Annotated in this window: 14 protein-coding genes; 1 reads left to right on the top strand and 13 read right to left on the bottom strand. The window is 38.3% G+C overall.

The window, feature by feature from the left end:
- Nucleotides 1-150: 150 nt before the first annotated feature.
- From AX762_RS03485 to rpsB, 9 genes are all read right to left on the bottom strand, one after another.
- On the bottom strand, nt 151-4,482 hold the full coding sequence (locus AX762_RS03485; RefSeq protein WP_071847778.1) for a PolC-type DNA polymerase III: 4,332 nt from the start codon (nt 4,480-4,482) through the stop codon (nt 151-153).
- 87 nt (nt 4,483-4,569) lie between these two features.
- Complete coding sequence (locus AX762_RS03480; protein WP_071847777.1) at nt 4,570-6,288, bottom strand: proline--tRNA ligase; 1,719 nt, start codon at nt 6,286-6,288, stop codon at nt 4,570-4,572.
- 25 nt (nt 6,289-6,313) lie between these two features.
- Complete coding sequence (rseP, locus tag AX762_RS03475) at nt 6,314-7,582, bottom strand: RIP metalloprotease RseP (RefSeq protein ID WP_071847776.1); 1,269 nt, start codon at nt 7,580-7,582, stop codon at nt 6,314-6,316.
- Between the two features lie 19 nt (nt 7,583-7,601).
- On the bottom strand, nt 7,602-8,381 hold the full coding sequence (locus AX762_RS03470; protein WP_071847775.1) for a phosphatidate cytidylyltransferase: 780 nt from the start codon (nt 8,379-8,381) through the stop codon (nt 7,602-7,604).
- Between the two features lie 24 nt (nt 8,382-8,405).
- Nucleotides 8,406-9,128, bottom strand: coding sequence for an isoprenyl transferase (locus tag AX762_RS03465; RefSeq protein WP_071847774.1), 723 nt, complete (start codon nt 9,126-9,128; stop codon nt 8,406-8,408).
- Nucleotides 9,129-9,522: 394 nt separating this feature from the next.
- A complete protein-coding gene (gene frr / locus AX762_RS03460; RefSeq protein WP_071847773.1) occupies nt 9,523-10,080 on the bottom strand; it encodes a ribosome recycling factor in 558 nt (185 codons plus the stop codon).
- The gene (gene pyrH / locus AX762_RS03455; RefSeq protein ID WP_071847772.1) at nt 10,080-10,805 is read right to left on the bottom strand and encodes a UMP kinase; all 726 of its coding nucleotides are present in this window, start codon (nt 10,803-10,805) and stop codon (nt 10,080-10,082) included. Before pyrH ends, frr begins: the two co-directional genes overlap by 1 nt.
- A gap of 144 nt (nt 10,806-10,949) precedes the next feature.
- Nucleotides 10,950-11,831 carry a translation elongation factor Ts gene (gene tsf, locus AX762_RS03450; protein ID WP_071847771.1) on the bottom strand — a complete coding sequence of 294 codons (882 nt, stop codon included), beginning with the start codon at nt 11,829-11,831 and terminating at the stop codon, nt 10,950-10,952.
- Between the two features lie 49 nt (nt 11,832-11,880).
- Nucleotides 11,881-12,639 carry a 30S ribosomal protein S2 gene (gene rpsB / locus AX762_RS03445; protein WP_071847770.1) on the bottom strand — a complete coding sequence of 253 codons (759 nt, stop codon included), beginning with the start codon at nt 12,637-12,639 and terminating at the stop codon, nt 11,881-11,883.
- 238 nt (nt 12,640-12,877) lie between these two features.
- Here rpsB and AX762_RS03440 point away from each other — a divergent pair, with 238 nt between their 5' ends.
- Complete coding sequence (locus tag AX762_RS03440; RefSeq protein ID WP_071847769.1) at nt 12,878-13,462, top strand: 1-acyl-sn-glycerol-3-phosphate acyltransferase; 585 nt, start codon at nt 12,878-12,880, stop codon at nt 13,460-13,462.
- A gap of 207 nt (nt 13,463-13,669) precedes the next feature.
- On the opposite strand, the gene AX762_RS03435 is transcribed toward AX762_RS03440, so the two are convergent.
- The 4 genes from AX762_RS03435 to tkt form a co-directional block, all read right to left on the bottom strand.
- Nucleotides 13,670-15,460: an ABC transporter ATP-binding protein gene (locus tag AX762_RS03435; RefSeq protein ID WP_071847768.1), complete on the bottom strand. Its 1,791-nt coding sequence runs from the start codon at nt 15,458-15,460 to the stop codon at nt 13,670-13,672.
- A gap of 2 nt (nt 15,461-15,462) precedes the next feature.
- Nucleotides 15,463-17,214, bottom strand: a complete 1,752-nt coding sequence (locus tag AX762_RS03430; protein ID WP_071847767.1) for an ABC transporter ATP-binding protein — start codon at nt 17,212-17,214, stop codon at nt 15,463-15,465.
- 124 nt (nt 17,215-17,338) lie between these two features.
- On the bottom strand, nt 17,339-17,584 hold the full coding sequence (locus AX762_RS03425) for a YneF family protein (RefSeq protein WP_071847766.1): 246 nt from the start codon (nt 17,582-17,584) through the stop codon (nt 17,339-17,341).
- A 238-nt stretch (nt 17,585-17,822) separates the two neighbouring features.
- The gene (gene tkt, locus AX762_RS03420; RefSeq protein ID WP_071847765.1) at nt 17,823-19,823 is read right to left on the bottom strand and encodes a transketolase; all 2,001 of its coding nucleotides are present in this window, start codon (nt 19,821-19,823) and stop codon (nt 17,823-17,825) included.
- Nucleotides 19,824-19,930 lie beyond the last annotated feature (107 nt).

The raw sequence follows: 19,930 nt of genomic DNA, 5'->3' as shown, positions 1-19,930 counted from the left end.
TCTCAGACATTAAGCCTCATAATTTCCATTTTAAATAAAGGCTGTGAAAAAGAGTGAGCGGATTCGCTCACTCTTTACTCAGTCTATCTCGCTCGATTCGTTAATAGTGTACCATAGATGAGTACCTACCGCAACATTGACCCCTTTGATTTATAGATCAAATAACGACAGTTGATTTTCATCAGGCAAGCCTTTTAGCGCTCTATTTGTTTCTAAATATTCCATAATCGTTTTTGACACTTTTCCTCGTCTAGATACATCTTCTTTTGATAAGAATGGCCCATCTTTTCTCGCTTCCACAATGGCATTAGCCACACTTCCACCTAGTGATGGAATAGCTCTGAGTGGAGACAATAAGGCTTTATCTTGAATCAGGAAATCTTTGGCCTCCGATTCATCAATATCGACCATTTTAAACTCGTAGCCACGTTCAACCATTTCATTTGCTAATTCTAATACGGTCAGTAAATTCTTCTCTTTGGTGGAGGCATCCATACCTTTATCTGTAACTTCCTTCATTCGACTTTTAATGCCTTCTTTACCCTTACACATCGCTTCTAAATCAAAATCACTTGCTCGAATAGAAAAATACGCGGCGTAATAGTAGAGAGGATAATGCACTTTGAAGTAGGCAACGCGCAGAGCCATTAAAATATAGGCTGCCGCATGAGCTTTAGGGAACATATACTTTATTTTCAAGCAGGAAGCAATATACCACTCTGGGACATCATTGCTTCGCATTTCTTTCTGCCAGTCATCAGGTATGCCTCGTCCTTTTCTGACGTATTCCATAATTTGAAAGGCTAAACCATCTTCCAGCCCTTGATGTTGTAGATAGATCATAATATCATCACGACAACCGATCACTTCTGCAAGGGGAATATTATGTTGTCTGATCAACTCTTCCGCATTGCCTAGCCAAACGTCTGTCCCGTGGGATAAACCTGAAATCTGGAGCAGCTCGGCAAACGTTGTTGGGTTCGTTTGTTCCAGCATCTGTCTAACGAATCGTGTACCAAACTCAGGGACACCAAGTGTTCCTGTTTTGGAAAAAATCTGTTCCGGTGTAACGCCTAAAACTTCGGTTCCACTGAACAGTTTCATTACATCCGGATCGTTAACAGGAATATCCAGCGGGTCAATCCCGGATAAATCCTGTAGCATCCGGATCATACTCGGATCATCGTGTCCAAGAATATCTAATTTCAACACATTATCATGAATCGAATGAAAATCGAAATGAGTGGTCTTCCATTCAGATTCCCGGTCATCAGCCGGATATTGAATCGGCGAAAAATCATAAACATCCATATAATCAGGAATAACAATGATACCGCCCGGATGCTGTCCTGTTGTGCGTTTGACACCCGTCAGCCCTTTGGATAGACGATCGACCTCAGCAGAACGATAACTCAATTGGTGATCCCGTTCATAACCTTTGACATATCCAAAAGCTGTTCGATCTGCGATCGTTCCTATCGTTCCTGCTCGGAAGACATAATCTTCTCCAAATAATTCTTTAGTATATAAATGGGCTCTTGCCTGATACTCACCCGAAAAGTTTAAATCGATATCCGGTACTTTATCGCCGTTAAATCCTAAAAATGTTTCGAACGGGATATCCTGACCGTCTCTATATAATGATGCCGAACACTTCGGACATTTTTTTTCTGGCAAATCAAATCCAGAGCCAATTTCTCCGTTAGTGAAGAATTCTGAGTGCTGACATTCTATACAGCGGTAATGCGGCGGCATAGGGTTGACTTCAGTGATTCCTGTCATTGTCGCTACAAAGCTGGACCCGACCGACCCCCTTGAACCGACTAAATAGCCGTCTTCCAGACTCTTATGCACCAGCTTTTGTGAAATGAGATAAATCACTGAGAATCCATTTCCTATAATACTGTACAGTTCTTTTTCGATGCGTGCTTCGATTATTTCCGGTAAAGGATTTCCGTATAATTCATAGGCTTTATCATAGCTCATTTTACGGATTTCTTCTTCCGCGCCTTCCATTTTAGGCGTATACAAGTCTTGTTTGACCGGTGTAATATCATCGGCAATACTGTCGACTAGTTCATTCGGATTTTTAATAACGACTTCTTCCGCCGTCTCTTTACCTAAAAATGCTAAACTGTCCAACATTTCATTCGTGGTACGGAAATAGACTGGAGGATTTTTGTGCTGACTGACATGAGATTTGTTCTGTGTTTCCAGCAGTATATCGCGATAAACTCCGTCTTCGGGATGAATAAAATGAACGTTACCAGTTGCTATTACCTTCTTATTCAGTTCTTTACCGAGTTTCACTATATTTTCTATGATGTCTTCTAAATCGTCTTTATTTCTTACTAATTCTCGATTTATTAAATCCTGATAAGCTTCTTTAGGCATAATTTCCAGATAATCATAGTAAGACGCTTTTTTCTTAGCCTCTTCATACCCTCTTTGCATCATGGCCTCAAAGACTTCTCCTTGAGCACACCCGGATGCGATAATCAATCCTTCGCGATACTTATCAAGAAATGATCGAGGAACGCGTGGAACACGGTAAAAGTAGTCGACTAATGACCCAGAAATAAGCTTGAATAAATTCTTTAATCCTGCTTGATCTTTTGCCCATATCGTAACGTGACTTGGTCTAGACTTTTTATACGCGTCTCCGCCGCCCATATACTGATTAAGCTCATTATGACGCTCAATATTATATTCTTTTTTTGCTTTTTTAACAAATATCCAAAGCAACTGACCCGTCGTTTGCGCATCATAAATAGCTCTATGGTGTTGTTCCAAATTCACTTTGAAGCGTTTAGACAGGGTATTCAATCGATGACTCTTAAACGTCGGATTAATAAAGCGTGAAAATTCGAGGGTGTCAATAACTGAGTTATCAGACATCGGCATCTCATACTTCTTATAGGATGTGTTTAAAAAACCCATATCAAAGGTTGCGTTGTGAGCAACCAAAATACTGTCACCTGAAAACGACTTGAACTGTTCCAGCACTTCTTTTTCTGATTTCGATCCACGAACCATTTCGTCAGTGATTCCTGTTAAGTTTATCGTTGTATCTGACAAGCGATGTCCCGGATCAATAAACTCCTGAAACTCTTCCACGACATTACCTTTATGCATTTTTACTGCGGCCAATTCAATGATGTTATCATAGATGGCTGAAAGTCCTGTGGTTTCTACGTCAAAGACCACATAAGTTGCATTATCCAAGCTTTCTTCAGATTCATTGTAAGCAATAGGTACCCCATCATCCACCAGATTGGCTTCTACACCATAAATGATTTTAACGTTGTTTTTCCCACCGGCAGCGTGTGCTTCCGGATAGGATTGAGCCACGCCATGGTCGGTAATTGCGATGGCTTTATGTCCCCATTTAGCCGCTTGTTCAACTAAATCTGTAGCATTTGGAGTGGCATCCATTTGACTCATGTTCGTATGTGCATGAAGTTCCACTCGTTTATTACCGTCAGAGTATGTGTCCTCTCGTTCCGCATGATACGTTTGGGTGATGTCCTGAACATTCACGACAAGGTCACGCATGAACGTGTCTTCTTGAATACTCCCTCTAACTTTCAGCCAGGTTCCAGTTTTTACCCGTTCAAACATGGCTTCATCTTGTTCGTTATTGGAAAATCGTTTACATGAGAAAGACGACGAATAGTCAGTTATCTTGAAAATCAATAATTTTCTTCCCGAACGTAATTCTCTAACTTCTGAATCAAAAACATAACCTTCGAGTGTGACGCGTCGCTCTTCTTCTTCAATCAAAATCATTTGTTTGCTTTCTTCATTGGCCGGAATGGGTCTGCCTAACTTGACTGGGCCATCTGTTTTCATATCTTTCTTATCTTCTTTTTTCTTCTCAGCTATTTCTGCTATCCTCGTATACTCTTGGGCAAGAATCTCATCGTCTTCTTCTTTTTGAAGTTTGAATTCTTCCAGGCTTCTCTCGTGTGCGTGAGCATCAAGCAAAGGCATGATTTTAAATTGCGCTGGAAAGCCTAATTGATGATAGCTTTGAGATATTTTTGGAAGAAAATCGTTTTCGTATTTTTCTATGGCTAGCTCCTGATCAATTTTAAATACCCATTGATCGCCTTCTTTAGTTGGGTAGCTTTCGGCTAGCGTTCTATTGCAGATAGGCGAATCTACACCACTAAGGTGACAAGCATAACTCCAATAGTTTTTTACTTTTTCTTCTGTGACTACGGGATTTTCCGTCAGAACAGACAATTCTATCTCTGACAAAACATCAAATGATGATTTCAAAGCATTTTTCAAAGAAAGAAACAAAGAGAACGGAAGTACGTTGGTCAATTTCAATGTGATGTGCCATTTCTTTTTTTTCTTATATACAGTAACTGATTCCACTTCTCCATCTTCCAGCCATTCCGCTTCCTCGAGTGATGGAGAAAAACCTATTTGTTTCAAGAGAGTTTGAAATAATTCTGATTTGCTTAAACTCACATTCAATCCTTCTTTCTAATTTCTTGGCTTACTTCAATATAATAGCATAGAAAACTGAGACATAGAATGCCTCAGTTTTAGTCTTTATTATGCTTGAGTATGGTTTGTCGTCAATATTTCTATTGTGTGGAAAATATCATCCACTTTGCTTTCAACCATTTCTCCAGTTTTTCTTATCGTCACTTCTACCGTACCTTCGGCAGCTTTTTTGCCCACGGTAATTTGTACGGGAATACCTATCAATTCAGCATCAGTGAATTTAACACCTGGTCGTTCTTTTCTATCATCGATCAACACGGTGAAACCACGTTCCTGGAACTGTTTATATAATTGATTAGCCAGTCCAAGCTGTTCTTCATTTTTCACTTGAACAGGGATGATATGAACGTCAAATGGTGCCACTGAGGAAGGCCATACTAACCCTTTTTCATCTGCATACTGCTCTGCAATAGCCGAAAGCAGACGACTCACTCCAATGCCGTAACTCCCCATAATAACGGCGGTTTGTCTGCCATTATTATCTAGAACAGTCGCGTGCATTGCGTCACTGTAGCGAGTGCCTAGTTTAAAGATGTGTCCTATTTCTATACCTTTTGTGAAACAAAGATTACCCTGGTTATCTGGAGTCGAATCTCCTTCTTTAACGATACGGATATCCGCATACGTATCGACGGTGAAATCTCTATCAGAATTAACATTCATATAATGTTTATCTTCTTTATTTGCACCTGTGACACCGTTAACGATGTCTTGTACATGTAAATCAGCAATTACTTTGACTTCACCAGTTAAACCGACTGGTCCAACATATCCAGGATGCGTGCTGAATTTTTCTTTAATCTCTTCTTCTGTTGCTGGTTCGATTTCTTCTGCATTTAGTGCCATTCTAAGTTTAATATCATTGACTTCTTGATCTCCACGAATGATAGCCAATACAGGTGTTTCTTTATCGGCCATATACAAGACACTTTTGAGTAGTTTTTTCTTGTCCATTCCGAGAAACGTTGAAACCTCATCAATGGTTTTTTTGTCTGGAGTATCGACTTCTTTAAGTTCCAGTTGCACATCTGTTTTTGGTGATGTCTTGTAGTAGCTTGTCGCCATTTCTAAATTAGCTGCATAATCCGTTGCATCAGAATAAACAACCGTGTCTTCTCCGGCATCGGCTAAGGCCATAAATTCAATGGAATCTTTTCCACCCATAGCGCCTGCATCCCCGATGATCGCTCTAAAATCTAAGCCCATTCTATTGAAAGCGTTAGTATAAGCTAGTGCGATGGCATCATACGATTCGTCTAAACTTTCATAGCTATCATGAAAGGTATACGCATCTTTCATGATAAATTCTCTACCTCTCATCAAACCAAAACGTGGTCTTTTCTCATCACGGTACTTGGTTTGGAACTGATACAAGAGTAGTGGTAATTTTTTATATGATTTTATATCTTCACTGATCAACTTAGCAAATGTCTCTTCATGTGTTGGGCCTAAAATAAAATCCCGTTCATGTCGGTCTTGAAGTTTTATGAGGTCTTCACCATACGTCTCATAACGTCCTGATTCTTTCCATAAATCTGCAGGAATCAAAGATGGAAGTAACATCTCAGATCCATCGATTGCATCAAGTTCTTCTCGAATGATCGTCTTGACTTTCTCCAGCACGCGATTTGCCAAGGGTAGATAGGTATATATGCCAGCTGATAATTGGCGAATATAGCCTGCTCGGAGTAGTAATTGATGACTGATGACTTCTGCGTCACTTGGTACGTCTCTTAATGTGGGTGCAAATAATTTTGATTGTTTCATTATTAACTGATTTCTCCTTTAATGATTAATTTAAAAAGAATGTTTGTATATCGTTCCAGGTGACCAATAACATGAGAATAAGCAGGAACAAAACGCCAATTAAAGTGATATAGCCTTCCTTTTCTTGACTTAGTGGTTTCTTACGTACGCCCTCGATGATATTCAATAATAGTTTGCCCCCATCTAAAGCCGGAATAGGCAGCAAATTCATGATTCCAAGGTTGACACTTAGAAATCCTAACCAGCTGATCAACCCGATGGTCCCAGCTTGAACGACCGCTTCTGTCGTCGCGTAGATAGCAACAGGGCCACCTAACTGATCGACACTAAATCCTCCTGTAAAGAAAGAAGCAAGCAGTGTAAAGATTTGGGTTATGATGAAAAATGTTTCGGTGAAACCAAAGGTCAATTTTGCTCCCAGGCTTTCATCGATATAGGCTTGTATTCCGATTCTGCCAACAGAGGTTCCCTCGACTTCCTCAGCATATGGTTCAATGGTTTCTTCATAGACTTCGCCATCTTGAGACTCTAGTCTAAAATTAAGTTCTTCGTTAGGACTTTCTTGGATGATCATGACCATTTCAATCCAGGAATCGACTTCTTGTTCATCGATTGCCAGCACTCTGTCTCCCGTTTCAATATCAGCCATTGCCGCAGGTGTATCCTCCGCTACGTCACCGATTCTAGCTTCTTGAGAACGGACGCCTCCTTGAACAAACGCTAGAAGCGTAAAAGCAAGGATGGCCAGTATGAAATTATTTAACGGGCCGGCAAAATTAGTAAGCATCCGGTTTGGTAACGATGCGCTTTGGAACTGTCGATCTTTGGGCGCTATTTGTAAAACTGTTCCGTCTTTTTCAACCAGCAAGGCATTACGTTTGACACTGAACGTTGTTTCTTCTGTGTCCATACCGACTCGGCCAGTTAAATACATTTCTTCATCAAAATCAAATGATGAAACTTCTATAGGAATTGAATCAACGGTTGCATCTGACGCTTGTATATCTATCTTTTCAACATCCTCGTTTTCATCGAGTGTTAGTTGAACAGCCATGCCCGGTCTTAGATCGGCTTCTTCCTCATAGCCAGCCATTCTGACGTACCCACCTACGGGTAATAGACGAATAGTATAAGTCGTTTCTCCCTTGCGGTGGTAAAACAGTTTAGGGCCAAACCCTATAGAAAATTCTCGGACCAGTATACCCGCACGTTTAGCAAAGTAGAAATGTCCGAACTCGTGAACGACAACGATAATGCCGAAAACTAAAATGAATGCTAAAATATTTTGAATCATATCAAAACTCCTTTATAAATCATACGATGCCTAATATAAACAACACATTTAAAACAAGCAGCAAACTATCAAAACGATCCAGAATGCCGCCATGTCCAGGCAATAATTTCCCTGAATCTTTAGTATCATACTCTCTTTTTATCTTCGATTCAAGTAAATCCCCAATTTGTCCCATTATGGAAATAATAACCATTAATACAAAAGCAGCAAACAGGGAGTCCGATTGAGGGAAATATAGTAAATAGACAAACGCTAAGATTGACGCTAAAATCGTGCCCCCTATAGATCCTTCAATTGTTTTATTTGGAGAAATATTCGGTGCTAGTTTTGTTTTCCCTATTTTTCGTCCAATCAGGTACGCACCTGTATCCGTTGCCCAAATGACCAATAAAACTAAAATAAGCAAGGATAGATTGTTGAATCTTAATGTAACGAATGAATAGAACCCAATACCGATATAGGTCATAATCAGAATGATCTCTCCTATATCTTGTGTTGTCAGTTGTGTAAAAGCTATAGAATATAAAAAGAGCAGGACCATAACTAAACTAATCGTTCGTGTAAAGACTTCAACTGCAAAAAGAACCGGGAAATAAACGGATAGAACCATCAAAGCTACGCCTATTAATGACACGACTGCTGGTACTGATGTTAAGTTTATTTTTTTCATTTTATGAAATTCTGCAAGACCAATAACAGCTATAAACGTCGTCACAATGACCAATGGCCAAGAACCAATCAAAATTATTGGTATAAATAGTACTAGCGCTATAATGGCTGTCAGTATTCTAGTCAACATATCCTGTCCTCAACTTTCTGTAAATTAGATGGCACCATAACGTCTTTGTCTTTTCTGATATTCTGCAATAATATGATCAAAGACTTCTTCATTAAAATCGGGCCATAATAAATCCGTAAAATAAAATTCACTGTAGGCATTTTGCCAAAGTAAAAAGTTACTTAATCGTTGTTCTCCACTACTTCTTATGAGTAAATCAACCTCTTGATAAGGTGCTATCGAACGTGTAAATAAATGTTCTTCTATGAGTGCTTCTGTTATATCATCACAGGAAATTTCATTGTTTAAAACTTTTCTGCAAAGAGCTTGCGTTGCTTTAGTGATTTCAGCACGTCCGCCGTAATTAAAAGCGAAATTCAGCACCATTCCTGTATTTTCTTTTGTTTGATCCATTGCTTTGCTGATTGCTTTTTTTGTAGACTTGGGGACTTTGTCTTCAAATCCTATCATATTTACTTTAACATTCTCTTCTTGAAGTTCAGGTACAAACCGATCAAAAAAAAGAATGGGTAATTGCATTAAGAAGTGGACTTCTTGAGGAGGTCGTTTCCAGTTTTCTGTAGAAAAAGCATACAAGGTAAGGACTTTTACACCTCTCTCACTCGCTCGCATCGTTACTCTACGAATAGCTTCCATGCCTTCTTCGTGTCCAAATTTTCTTGGTTTCCCTTGTTTTTGAGCCCATCGTCCATTCCCATCCATGATGATCGCTACATGATTTGGACTATTATTCTCTTGTTCATTCATATTTGGCGGTGTTTAAGCTACACCTTACCCTCCTAAAGTCTGTGACATCTCTTCTATTGTAGTAAAAATATACATGAATTGCCATAACAATTCCATATTATAAAAAATAGTCGAATCAATATAGTTTATCACTTACTGGTTATTTGCTATACTATATGTAGAATTAATATAATTAATCAAAGATTCTTGAGGGAGGAACGCCCACGTGAGACGTTTGCGAAAGTATATCATAAGTATTGTTGTGACAACGATTGTCACCAAACTTGTTAATAAATACATCATAGATAAACTATAATATTTTATCAAGAAAAAGGAGAGTAAGCTCATAAACTTAGAGAATGATACCTCAAAGAGGCATTCCGTTAAGTTTCCCTGTGCTACTCTCCTTACTTTTTTAACCTTCTAAAATTTCTTTCTCTTTTTCTTCAGACAATTTATCGACAGCTTTAACACTAGCGTTTGTCAATTTTTGAACTTCTTCTTCATACTCACGTAAATCATCTTCTGTTAAATCTCCGGCTTTTTCAGCTTTTTTAAGTGAATCCATTTCGTCACGACGAATATTTCTGATTGCGACTTTAGCATTCTCAGCTTCTTTGCCGACCTGTTTTGCAATTTCCTTACGTCGTTCTTCTGTTAATGCAGGAACGATTAAGCGAATAACATTACCATCATTTGAAGGCGGAATACCAATATCTGACTGGTTAATAGCTTTTTCTAAATCACCCAAAATACTTTTATCGAAGGGTGTGATGAGCAATACGCGTGCTTCCGGAACTGAAATCTGTGCTACCTGATTAATAGGTGTTGGTGCGCCATAATAATCAATGTTTACACGATTCAACAAACTTGGATTGGCACGGCCCGCTCTGATACTGCCCAACTCTCTTACATAAGATTGCTCCGCTTTTTTCATTCTTTCTTGTGTTTCTTTTAAGATTACTTTCGTCATTACTTGCTCCTCCTGACAGTTGTTCCTATTGGTTCGCCAAGAACAACACGCTTAATGTTTCCTGTTTCATTCAACTTAAATACTACTAGAGGGATATCGTTATCCATACTTAATGATGAAGCGGTTATATCCATGACTTGCAATGAATTATTGATAATATCTAAATAAGTCAATTCATCATATTTCACAGCATTTGCATCAATGTTTGGATCGGCAGAATAAACACCGTCAACATTGTTTTTTGCCATCATGATGACATCCGCCTGCATTTCTGCAGCTCTCAGTGCAGCCGTTGTGTCTGTAGAGAAATACGGACTACCTGTCCCACCTGCAAAGATGACAACTCTACCTTTTTCTAAATGTCTAATTGCTCTTCTTCTAATATAAGGTTCAGCAACTTGACGCATTTCGATCGAAGTTTGTACACGAGTCGGAACCCCTATGTTTTCTAATGAATCCTGCAAAGCTAACCCATTCATGATGGTAGCGATCATGCCCATATAATCTGCCTGAGAACGTTCCATACCCATCTCTGCGCCAACTTGACCGCGCCAGATATTGCCACCGCCAACAACAATAGCTATTTCGACACCTAATTCATGAACTTCTTTGATCTCTTGACAAATTTTGTGAATGGTTGGTGGTTGTATACCAAATCCAACATCACCAGCAAGCGCTTCTCCGCTTATTTTTAATATAATACGTTTATACTTCGGTTCATCCATAAAATCTTTCCCTCCATCATTCATACAATAGTAATTTTACCACATTTAAAGTGTAGCGTCATTAAAAAAATCATACCCTTTGTTCCTATATTACTATAAAAAAAAGCAGGAATAGTGAACTATCCCTGCTTTTTCAACGTTTAATTATTTACCTAATTGACTTTGTACTTCAGCAGCGAAGTCTTCAGAACGTTTTTCAATTCCTTCTCCTACTTCGTAACGGATAAAGGCTTTAATTGAAGCGCTATGTTCTTTCAAGTATTGTCCAACTGTTACGTCAGGATTTTTAACGTAAGGTTGGTCAACTAGGCTAACTTCTGCTAACCATTTATTCAAACGTCCTTGAACCATTTTCTCAACGATGTTTGCTGGTTTGCCTTCATTTAATGCTTGTTCAGTCAATACGTTTAATTCGTGATCTCTGTCTTCTTGAGCAACGTCTTCACGTGTAATATATTTAGGATTGATTGCTGCAACGTGCATAGCTACGTTACGTGCAACTTCGACGTTGTCAGTTCCTTCAACAATAGCTAAGACACCGATGCGTCCGCCCATATGTTCGTAATCGCCAAATACATCGTTATCTGTTTTTTCTAATACTGCAAAACGACGGAAAGTGATTTTTTCACCAATCGTGGTCATAGCTTCAGTGATTATATCTTGAATCATTTCGCCGTTCATGTCTAATTGTAAAGCATCTTCAACAGAAGCCGGCTTGTTGCTAGCGACCGTTTTAGTTATGCCTTTAACTATATTTTGGAATTTATCGTTTTTAGACACGAAGTCTGTTTCAGAGTTGATTTCAGCAATAGCTGCTATATTCCCTTCAACATAAACGTTTGATAAGCCTTCAGCCGCAATGCGGTCAGCTTTTTTAGCTGCTTTAGAAACGCCTTTTTCTCTTAGAAAATCAATAGCTGCGTCCATATCGCCATCAGTTTCCACTAACGCTTTCTTCGCATCCATCATACCTACGCCTGTTTTATCACGTAATGCTTTAACTTGAGCTGCTTTAATATTTGCCACTATACTTTTTCCTCCTCAGTAGATTATGGTTCTAACCTGTAAGTTTAAATTATTCGTTGTCGCCTTCTACAACTTCAACAATTTCATCTAAAGAATCAGATTTAGCTTCTTCTTCAAAGCCTTCTTCTCCCTGGTTACCTTCGATAACAGCATCAGCGATTGTTTTAGTTAATAATTTAACTGCACGAATAGCATCGTCGTTTGAAGGGATAATTACATCGATCTCATCTGGATCACAGTTAGTATCTACCATTGCTACGATAGGAATGTTTAATTTTTGTGCTTCTTTAACTGCAATGTGTTCTTTACGTGGGTCTACAATGAACAATACGTCTGGTTTTCTAGGCATATCTTTGATTCCGCCTAAGAATTTATCTAAGCGATCACGTTCTTTGATTAATAATCCAACTTCTTTTTTAGGTAAGACTTCGAATGTTCCGTCTTCTTCCATTTTTTCTAATTGTTTCAAGCGTTTAATACGTTTTTGGATTGTGTCCCAGTTAGTTAACGTTCCACCCAACCAACGATGGTTGATATAGTAAGCGCCAGCTCTAACAGCTTCTTCTTTAATTGCATCTTGAGCTTGTTTTTTTGTACCTACAAAAAGAACAACTCCGCCATCTTCAGCAACTTCACGTACATAGTTGTAAGCTTTATCGATTAACTTAACCGTTTTTTGTAAGTCAATAATGTAAATGCCGTTTCTTTCTGTGAAGATAAAAGGTTTCATTTTTGGATTCCAACGTCTTGTTTGGTGTCCAAAATGCACCCCTGATTCTAATAATTGTTTCATTGATACTACTGCCATTTTGTCATTCCTCCATTTGGTTTGTATTTTCCTCCCTTAGTTTCATCTGCCTGAACACTCCATGGTATTTGGAGCACCATTCAGAGCATCAACTAAGGTGTAAAATTAGTGCTTTATGCACCGTTATTAATTGTACTATAAAATATAATTAAATGCAATAATCAGATAATAATATCTTGCTAATTTTCAACTCCTACCGCATACTAATAAAAGAAGTGAAAAAAAGGAAGTGACTAATATGTTTTTTTCAGTAGTACGTAGCCTGGTGCTTTTGGTAGTTTGGATTTTAAATGGTAAACCTAATTTTATTGGTAAAGAAAATTTACCTCAAGATGAAAATTATATTTTAATAGCCCCTCACCGCTCGTGGATAGATCCACTTTATCTCGTGCTGGCCGCATCACCTAAACAATTCAGCGTTATGGCAAAAAAAGAATTATTCAAAAATCCGATAATCGGTTGGTTTCTCACTAATTTGAACGCTTTTCCAGTAGATAGAAACAATCCTGGTCCCAGTGCAATAAAAACACCTGTAAAGTCTCTTAAAGAAAGTGAGTTGGGTTTAGTTATATTCCCCACGGGAACAAGGCATTCCAACGAATTAAAAGGCGGAGCAGTAACAATAGCAAAAATGAGTAAAAAACCGATCGTTCCTGCCGTCTACAGTGGTCCGCTAACCTTTAAAGACTTAATCAAACGAAAAAAAGCAACCGTTCGCATCGGTGAAGCTTTCTACGTGGAACGAAAAGTCGAAGGCGTGAAAGATACAAATGCTTATTACTCTGAAAAGATTCAAACAGCTTTTGAACAGTTAGACGAATAATCGATGGAAAAAATTTTTTTAATCATTTAGCTGATTATAGCAGTACAGGCTGGAACAAAAGTTCCAGCCTGTACTGCTATTTTAATGGTTCTTAACGACCAAGCAAGGATAAAAACGATGTGAGCATGAATTGTTGACAGCATAAAAATAGTGGAAAAATCATCAACGGATGATTTTTCCACTATTTTTCGTATCTATTGTTATCTGTTATTTAGACTGTATGCCTAGATTTTGTAATTCGTACATATCTTTATATTGGCCACCACGTTCAATGAGTTCATCATGTGAGCCTCTTTCGACGATGTGTCCATCATCTAACACTAAAATCTGATCAGCATCTCTAATCGTTGACAATCTATGCGCAATAGCCACCGTTGTACGGCCTTTCCTCATGCGTTCCAAACCTTCTTGGATAAGCGCTTCGGTTTCAGTATCGATATTAGCCGTTGCTTCATCTAAAATAAGAATTTTTGGATCTCTTACAATTGTACTTGCGAATGAAATCAATTGTTTTTGGCCACTTGAGAAGCTAGCTCCACGTTCAACTACTCTTGCATCATACTGACCTGGAAGCTCTTCAATAAACTTATCTGCTTGAACAAAACGCGCAGCCTCGATGATTTCTCTATCAGTGATTGAATCATTGAGTAATCGGATATTATCTTTTATTGTCCCGTAGAAGAGGAACGAATCTTGGAGAACTAATCCCGTGCGTCTACGCAATTCTCTCATCGGGAACTCTTTGATAGATTTCCCATCAATAAAGACTTCTCCTTCTTGGAAATCATAAAAGCGCATTAAAACATTAATGACAGAAGATTTCCCACTACCAGTGTGTCCCACCAGAGCAATTGTTTCTCCAGGATTAACAGTGAAAGAAATGTTTTTCAAGACATTATTTTTACCGTCATAGGAGAATGATACATTTTTGAATTCGATTTTCCCGTCCACTATGTGTGCATCTTTATTATCTAGCTGAGCGGGTGCATATTCTTCATTGTCCATAACTATTAAAATACGGCTACTTGAGACAATACCCTCTTGGAATAAGCTCATACTATCCATCAATTGTGTTAACGGCTTGAAAAAGTTATTTGCATATGATGTAAAGGCATAAATAATCCCGATTTCCACAGGTCCGGCTAACGACTCTGTACCAAAGATAGCCAAGATGACAACAATTGATAAAGTATAAAGTAGATTGATTACTGGACTTAACAACAATGCATTAATTTTTATCATTGAAAAACGCGAATCAAAGTAAGACTGATTGGTCTCTTCGAACTCTTTTTGTAGACGCTTTTCTTGACGAAATTGTTGAATGATTGAAATACCATTAATGGTTTCCGCTAACTTGGTATTCAACAGGCTCATTTTTGATTTCATATCATTATACGTTTTTGAGCTATAAACTTGATAGATACGAACAATAACCAGCAATAAAGGTGCAAACATCAAAATCCATAGTGTTACCGTCACATCAAGTAAAAACATAGCCCCTAATGAAATAACAACACCAAAGACTCCTTGCATGATGGCCAAAAACACATGCCAGAAATCTTTCATAGCTTCTGTGTCGTTGGTTACACGGGTAATTATCCACCCTGTTGATGTCTGATCGAAAAAGCGCATCCCTAGTTTGTGCAATTTCTCGAATAATTGATTACGTATATTCCGGACCGTTCTTTCTGAGGCCATATTGAAAATGTATAGCTCGAAATACCAGACCGTTAAACGAATCAGCGTGACACCGAAGTGTAGTCCTGCAAACATCAGAATGATTTGAAGAGTTACATCTCCGGTTGTTAAATGATTATCAATGAATAATTGAATGATACGGGGTAAAGCGGCAGTTGAAATCGCCAATGCCAAACTAAAAAGTATAGCTAAGGCAAATTGTTTTCTATAAGGTTTTCCAAATTTCATAATTCGTTTCAAGACAACCATCTGTTCTTTGAAAGGTATGGATCGTCTAACTGATAATTCTTTCTGTTCCATAATTAGTAATCCTCTCCTTCCAATTTACGTTCAAGTTGCTGCTGTTCATACATCTCTTTATACCAGCCACCCTGTTCCAGTAAATCATGATGCCTTCCTCGTTCGACAATCGTACCTTCTTTAATGACAACGATCTCTTCAGCATGCATAACAGAACTGATTCGGTGGGCGGCAATAATTGTTGTCTGATTCTGACGAATTGCTTTTAAGCCTGACAAAATGATCTCTTCCGTTTTAGCATCAACAGCTGACAGCGAGTCATCCAGAATCATCAATTCAGGATTAATAAGTATTGCGCGTGCAATGGAAATCCGTTGTTTTTGGCCTCCCGATAGTGAAACACCACGTTCGCCAACTTTAGTATCGTAGCCTTCAGGGAGGTCCAGAATATCTTGATGAATATCTGCCAATTTTGCTGCTGCTTCTACTACTTCTTGAGGAACAGTTGGATCTGCAAAACGAATGTTCTCACGAATCGTATTAGAGAAAAGATAATTGTCCTGCGGTACGTAACCAACTCGCTTGAGCAGTGCATCTAAGGTATAATCTTTGATATCATAACCACCGTAATGAATTGAACCTTTATAGGTATCATACTCGCGAAGCAACAATTTCATGATAGTTGTCTTACCCGCACCCGTCTTACCTACGATACCTAATGTTTGTCCTTGATCAATATTAAATTTAACATGATGTAATGCGACCATTTCGTCATCTGGATAGCTAAACGATTCGATATCAAATCTCAAAGTTCCAGAAACAGGTTCTTCGAACGCACCTTGTCGTTCGTTGATCGCGGTATCTTCTCTTAATAAATTTTCAATTCGGTCATAACTCGCTGAACCACGTTCAATAATATTAAATAGTCTGCCGATTGCAAACATTGGCCATACCAGCATACCAATATAGCTTATGAATGTTATAAAATCTCCGATCGAGATTTCATTATCCGTGATAAGCAACCCACCTACAAGAATTGTCAAGAAATAAGAAATTCCCATTATAAAGGTAATAGCTGGATCAAAAAGAGAGTCGATTTTGTACACTGATTTATTTTTTTGAACAACATTATCTGTTTGATGGATAAACTCATCGACATCTTCTTTTTCTTGACCAAAAGTCTTGATTACTTTGATTCCCTGAATACTTTCCTGTACTTTATCATTTAACTGAGAAAAAGCAGCTTGAGCATCTTTAAAACGCAGATGCAGTCGTCTACCCAATAAGCGAGATGTGAGTGCTAAAAACGGTAAAGGAATGACGGCGATTAAAGTTAATCTTAAATCGACTATGAACATCATTGCAATAAGTGTCGTTAATCCGACACTTATTGCATCAGCCATAGTGAGAATTCCGCCGCCCGCAACCATACGCAGACCTCTCAAGTCATTCGTTGCATGAGCCATCAGATCTCCTGCTCTATATTTTTGAAAAAAAACATTATCCATATTTGTGAAATGATTATAAAGTTGCCTTCTGACGATCTGTTCTAACTTGGCTGCATTTCCCCAAATCCTAACGCGCCACATGTATCTCAAAAGGTATTGTATGATTGCTGTTGAAGTTAAAATGATTAACCACTGAAGCAAAGATTGTTGCGTCAGCGTTTCTGTTTCTATCTCATCGACAACAATACCAATAATACGTGGTGGTATAAGTTGCAAAATCGCTACAATTAATAACCCTGCAACACCTATTAAATAAGATTTCTTTTCTTTTTTAAAAAACCATCCTAATCGTTTAAATATGTCCATTATTCTAATCTCCCACAATTTACATTCTCTTTTTGACAACCTTTAACACAATGTGACAATATGTCATGTTGTGTTAAGAATTAGCGGACAGGATTACTGTCCGCTGTTTATCTATTTTCAAGTGCTATTTCTTTTTCTTTTTCTTTTTAGCATTCGTTTGTTGTGTCTTCATTTGACTTAGCATCTGATTGATTTTTCTTTCAGAAGGCTTCTGTCCCATTTGCATCATCATCATGCGTAGCATGTTTTCATCAATAGGAGGATTTTTTTCGAAATAATCCATCATATATTTTCTTGCAACGAAAAAGCCTCCAACAAGTCCACCAATTAAAGCTAAAACGATTAATAATATAGCTAATCCTGTATTCATATATATTCACTCCTCTCAACCGTTACTAGTAAAAACCTTGTCGCTCGTTTTATATATACGAATAAAACTGCTCACTGAACTATTTTACACAATCAACGAGTAAAAATAAACCTATAAATACAATTTAGTCAATTTATTCTTACAAATCAATACGTCTATCTTAAAAAACTTCCTTTCAACATAATAATTGAAAGGAAGTTTCATGTTTAATAATTAATCGTTCAATTCATTTAGTTGTTTAGTTGTTTAGTGATAAATATGTGTTCACAACATTTTTTGTTGTAAAGCCATATGCTTCCACAACTGCATCCCCGTTACCACTTGCTCCGAATTTATCAATTGCCATAACTTTGCCATCATTTTTAACATATCTATGCCATCCGAATGATGAGCCCATTTCAATGGCTATACGATTTGAAACAGTACTTGGAAGAACTGATTCTTTATATTCTTCTGATTGATTTTCGAACAAGTCGAAGCTTGGCATTGAAACGACAGAAACATCATGTCCCTGAGCTTTCAATTCTTTTTGAGCTTTGACTGCCAAGGACACTTCAGATCCAGTAGCGATCAAGATGCCATCCGGCGTTTCTTTATCTGCAGGTGAAAGGACATACGCACCTTTTTTGACATTTTCTCTAGCCAATTCTTTAGATCCAGCTAACACTGGAAGATTTTGACGAGAAAATACTAGCATTGTCGGTCTATCTTTAGATGTTAAAGCAATTTCCCACGCAGCTGCCACTTCGTTACCGTCTGCAGGACGTAAAACAGTTAAGTTGTGCATGCCACGGAAACTTGAAAGTTGTTCAACAGGTTCATGAGTAGGACCATCTTCACCAACAGCTACAGAATCATGTGTCATCACATATATAGCTGGGATTTTTGAAAGTGCAGCTAAACGGACGGCTGGTCTGAGATAGTCAGTAAACACGAAGAATGTTGCCGCATAAGTTTTTGTTCCGCCGTGTAGTATAATTCCGTTCATAGCAGCTGCCATTGCGAATTCTCTGACACCATACCAAATGTTACGGCCTTCATATTGTCCAGGTTGGAAATCTTTTTCGCCGTCGATCATTGTTTTGTTTGAACTTGATAAGTCGGCAGCTCCACCCCATAAATTAGGTACAGCTTTAGCTATTGCATTGATCATTTGACCACTTGACGCACGCGTTGCAGATGCACCATCTTCTTCAGAATAAGAAAGTAATGAGTCATCCCAATTTTCTGGTAAATCTCCAGATAATGCCAATTCAAACTTCTTACCTAAATCAGAATAATCATTTTTATAGTTTTCAACTAAAGTATTCCATGCTTTTTCAAGGTTTTGTCCTTTTTCAACCATGTATTCGTTGAAATGATCACTTACTTCTTTTGGAACGTAGAAGTCTTCACCTTCCCATCCGTAAGCCTTTTTAGCTGCTTCGACACCTTCTGGACCAAGCGGTGCGCCGTGAACATTATGTGTTCCTTCGTTAGGAGCACCAAAACCTATAATTGTTTTAACTTCGATCAAAGTTGGTCTGTCCGTTGTTTCTTTTGCTTGTTTGATTGCATTGTCGATAGCTTCTAAGTCATTGCCATCTTGAACCAAGATATGTTCCCAGCCATATGCTTCAAAACGCTGCCCAACATTTTCAGTGAACGCTTTGGATGTAGGTCCGTCTAAAGAGATATCGTTGGAATCATATAACATGACCAATTTACCAAGTTTAAGATGTCCTGCTAATGAAGCTGCTTCTTGAGAAACACCTTCCATCAAGTCGCCATCGCCACACAAACCATAAGTATAATGATCTACAAGATTGTAGTTATCTTTGTTGTACGTTGCAGACAAATGCGCTTCAGCCATTGCCATTCCAACAGCATTTGCAAAGCCTTGGCCTAAAGGTCCCGTTGTTGCTTCTACTCCATCTGTAACATGTACTTCTGGATGTCCCGGTGTATTTCCATCTAACTGACGGAAATTTTTAAGATCATCAATGCTTACATCGTAACCAGATAAATGCAATAAACTGTAAAGTAACATAGAACCATGACCTGCACTTAAGACGAAACGGTCACGATCAAACCATTTAGGGTTTTTTGGATTAACATTTAAGTGACGTGTCCATAGTGTATACGCCATAGGTGCCGCCCCCATAGGTAATCCTGGGTGACCTGAATTTGCTTTCTGTACGCCATCCATACTCAATGTACGAATTGTATCTACTGCCATTTGATCAGTTTTATTGAACAATGAACTTCAATCCTTTCGTTTGTTTAAATTTTAAACTTTCTATACTATTGTACTATTATTGACCTTTCATTACAATGTAAACTCTATCATTTTAAGAATCCACGAGT

The organism is Alkalibacterium sp. 20 (assembly GCF_001885615.1).
Classification (GTDB): Bacteria; Bacillota; Bacilli; order Lactobacillales; family Carnobacteriaceae_A; genus Alkalibacterium.
The sequence above is the reverse complement of the archived record's forward strand: the minus strand, read 5'-3'. Positions and strand labels throughout refer to the sequence as shown.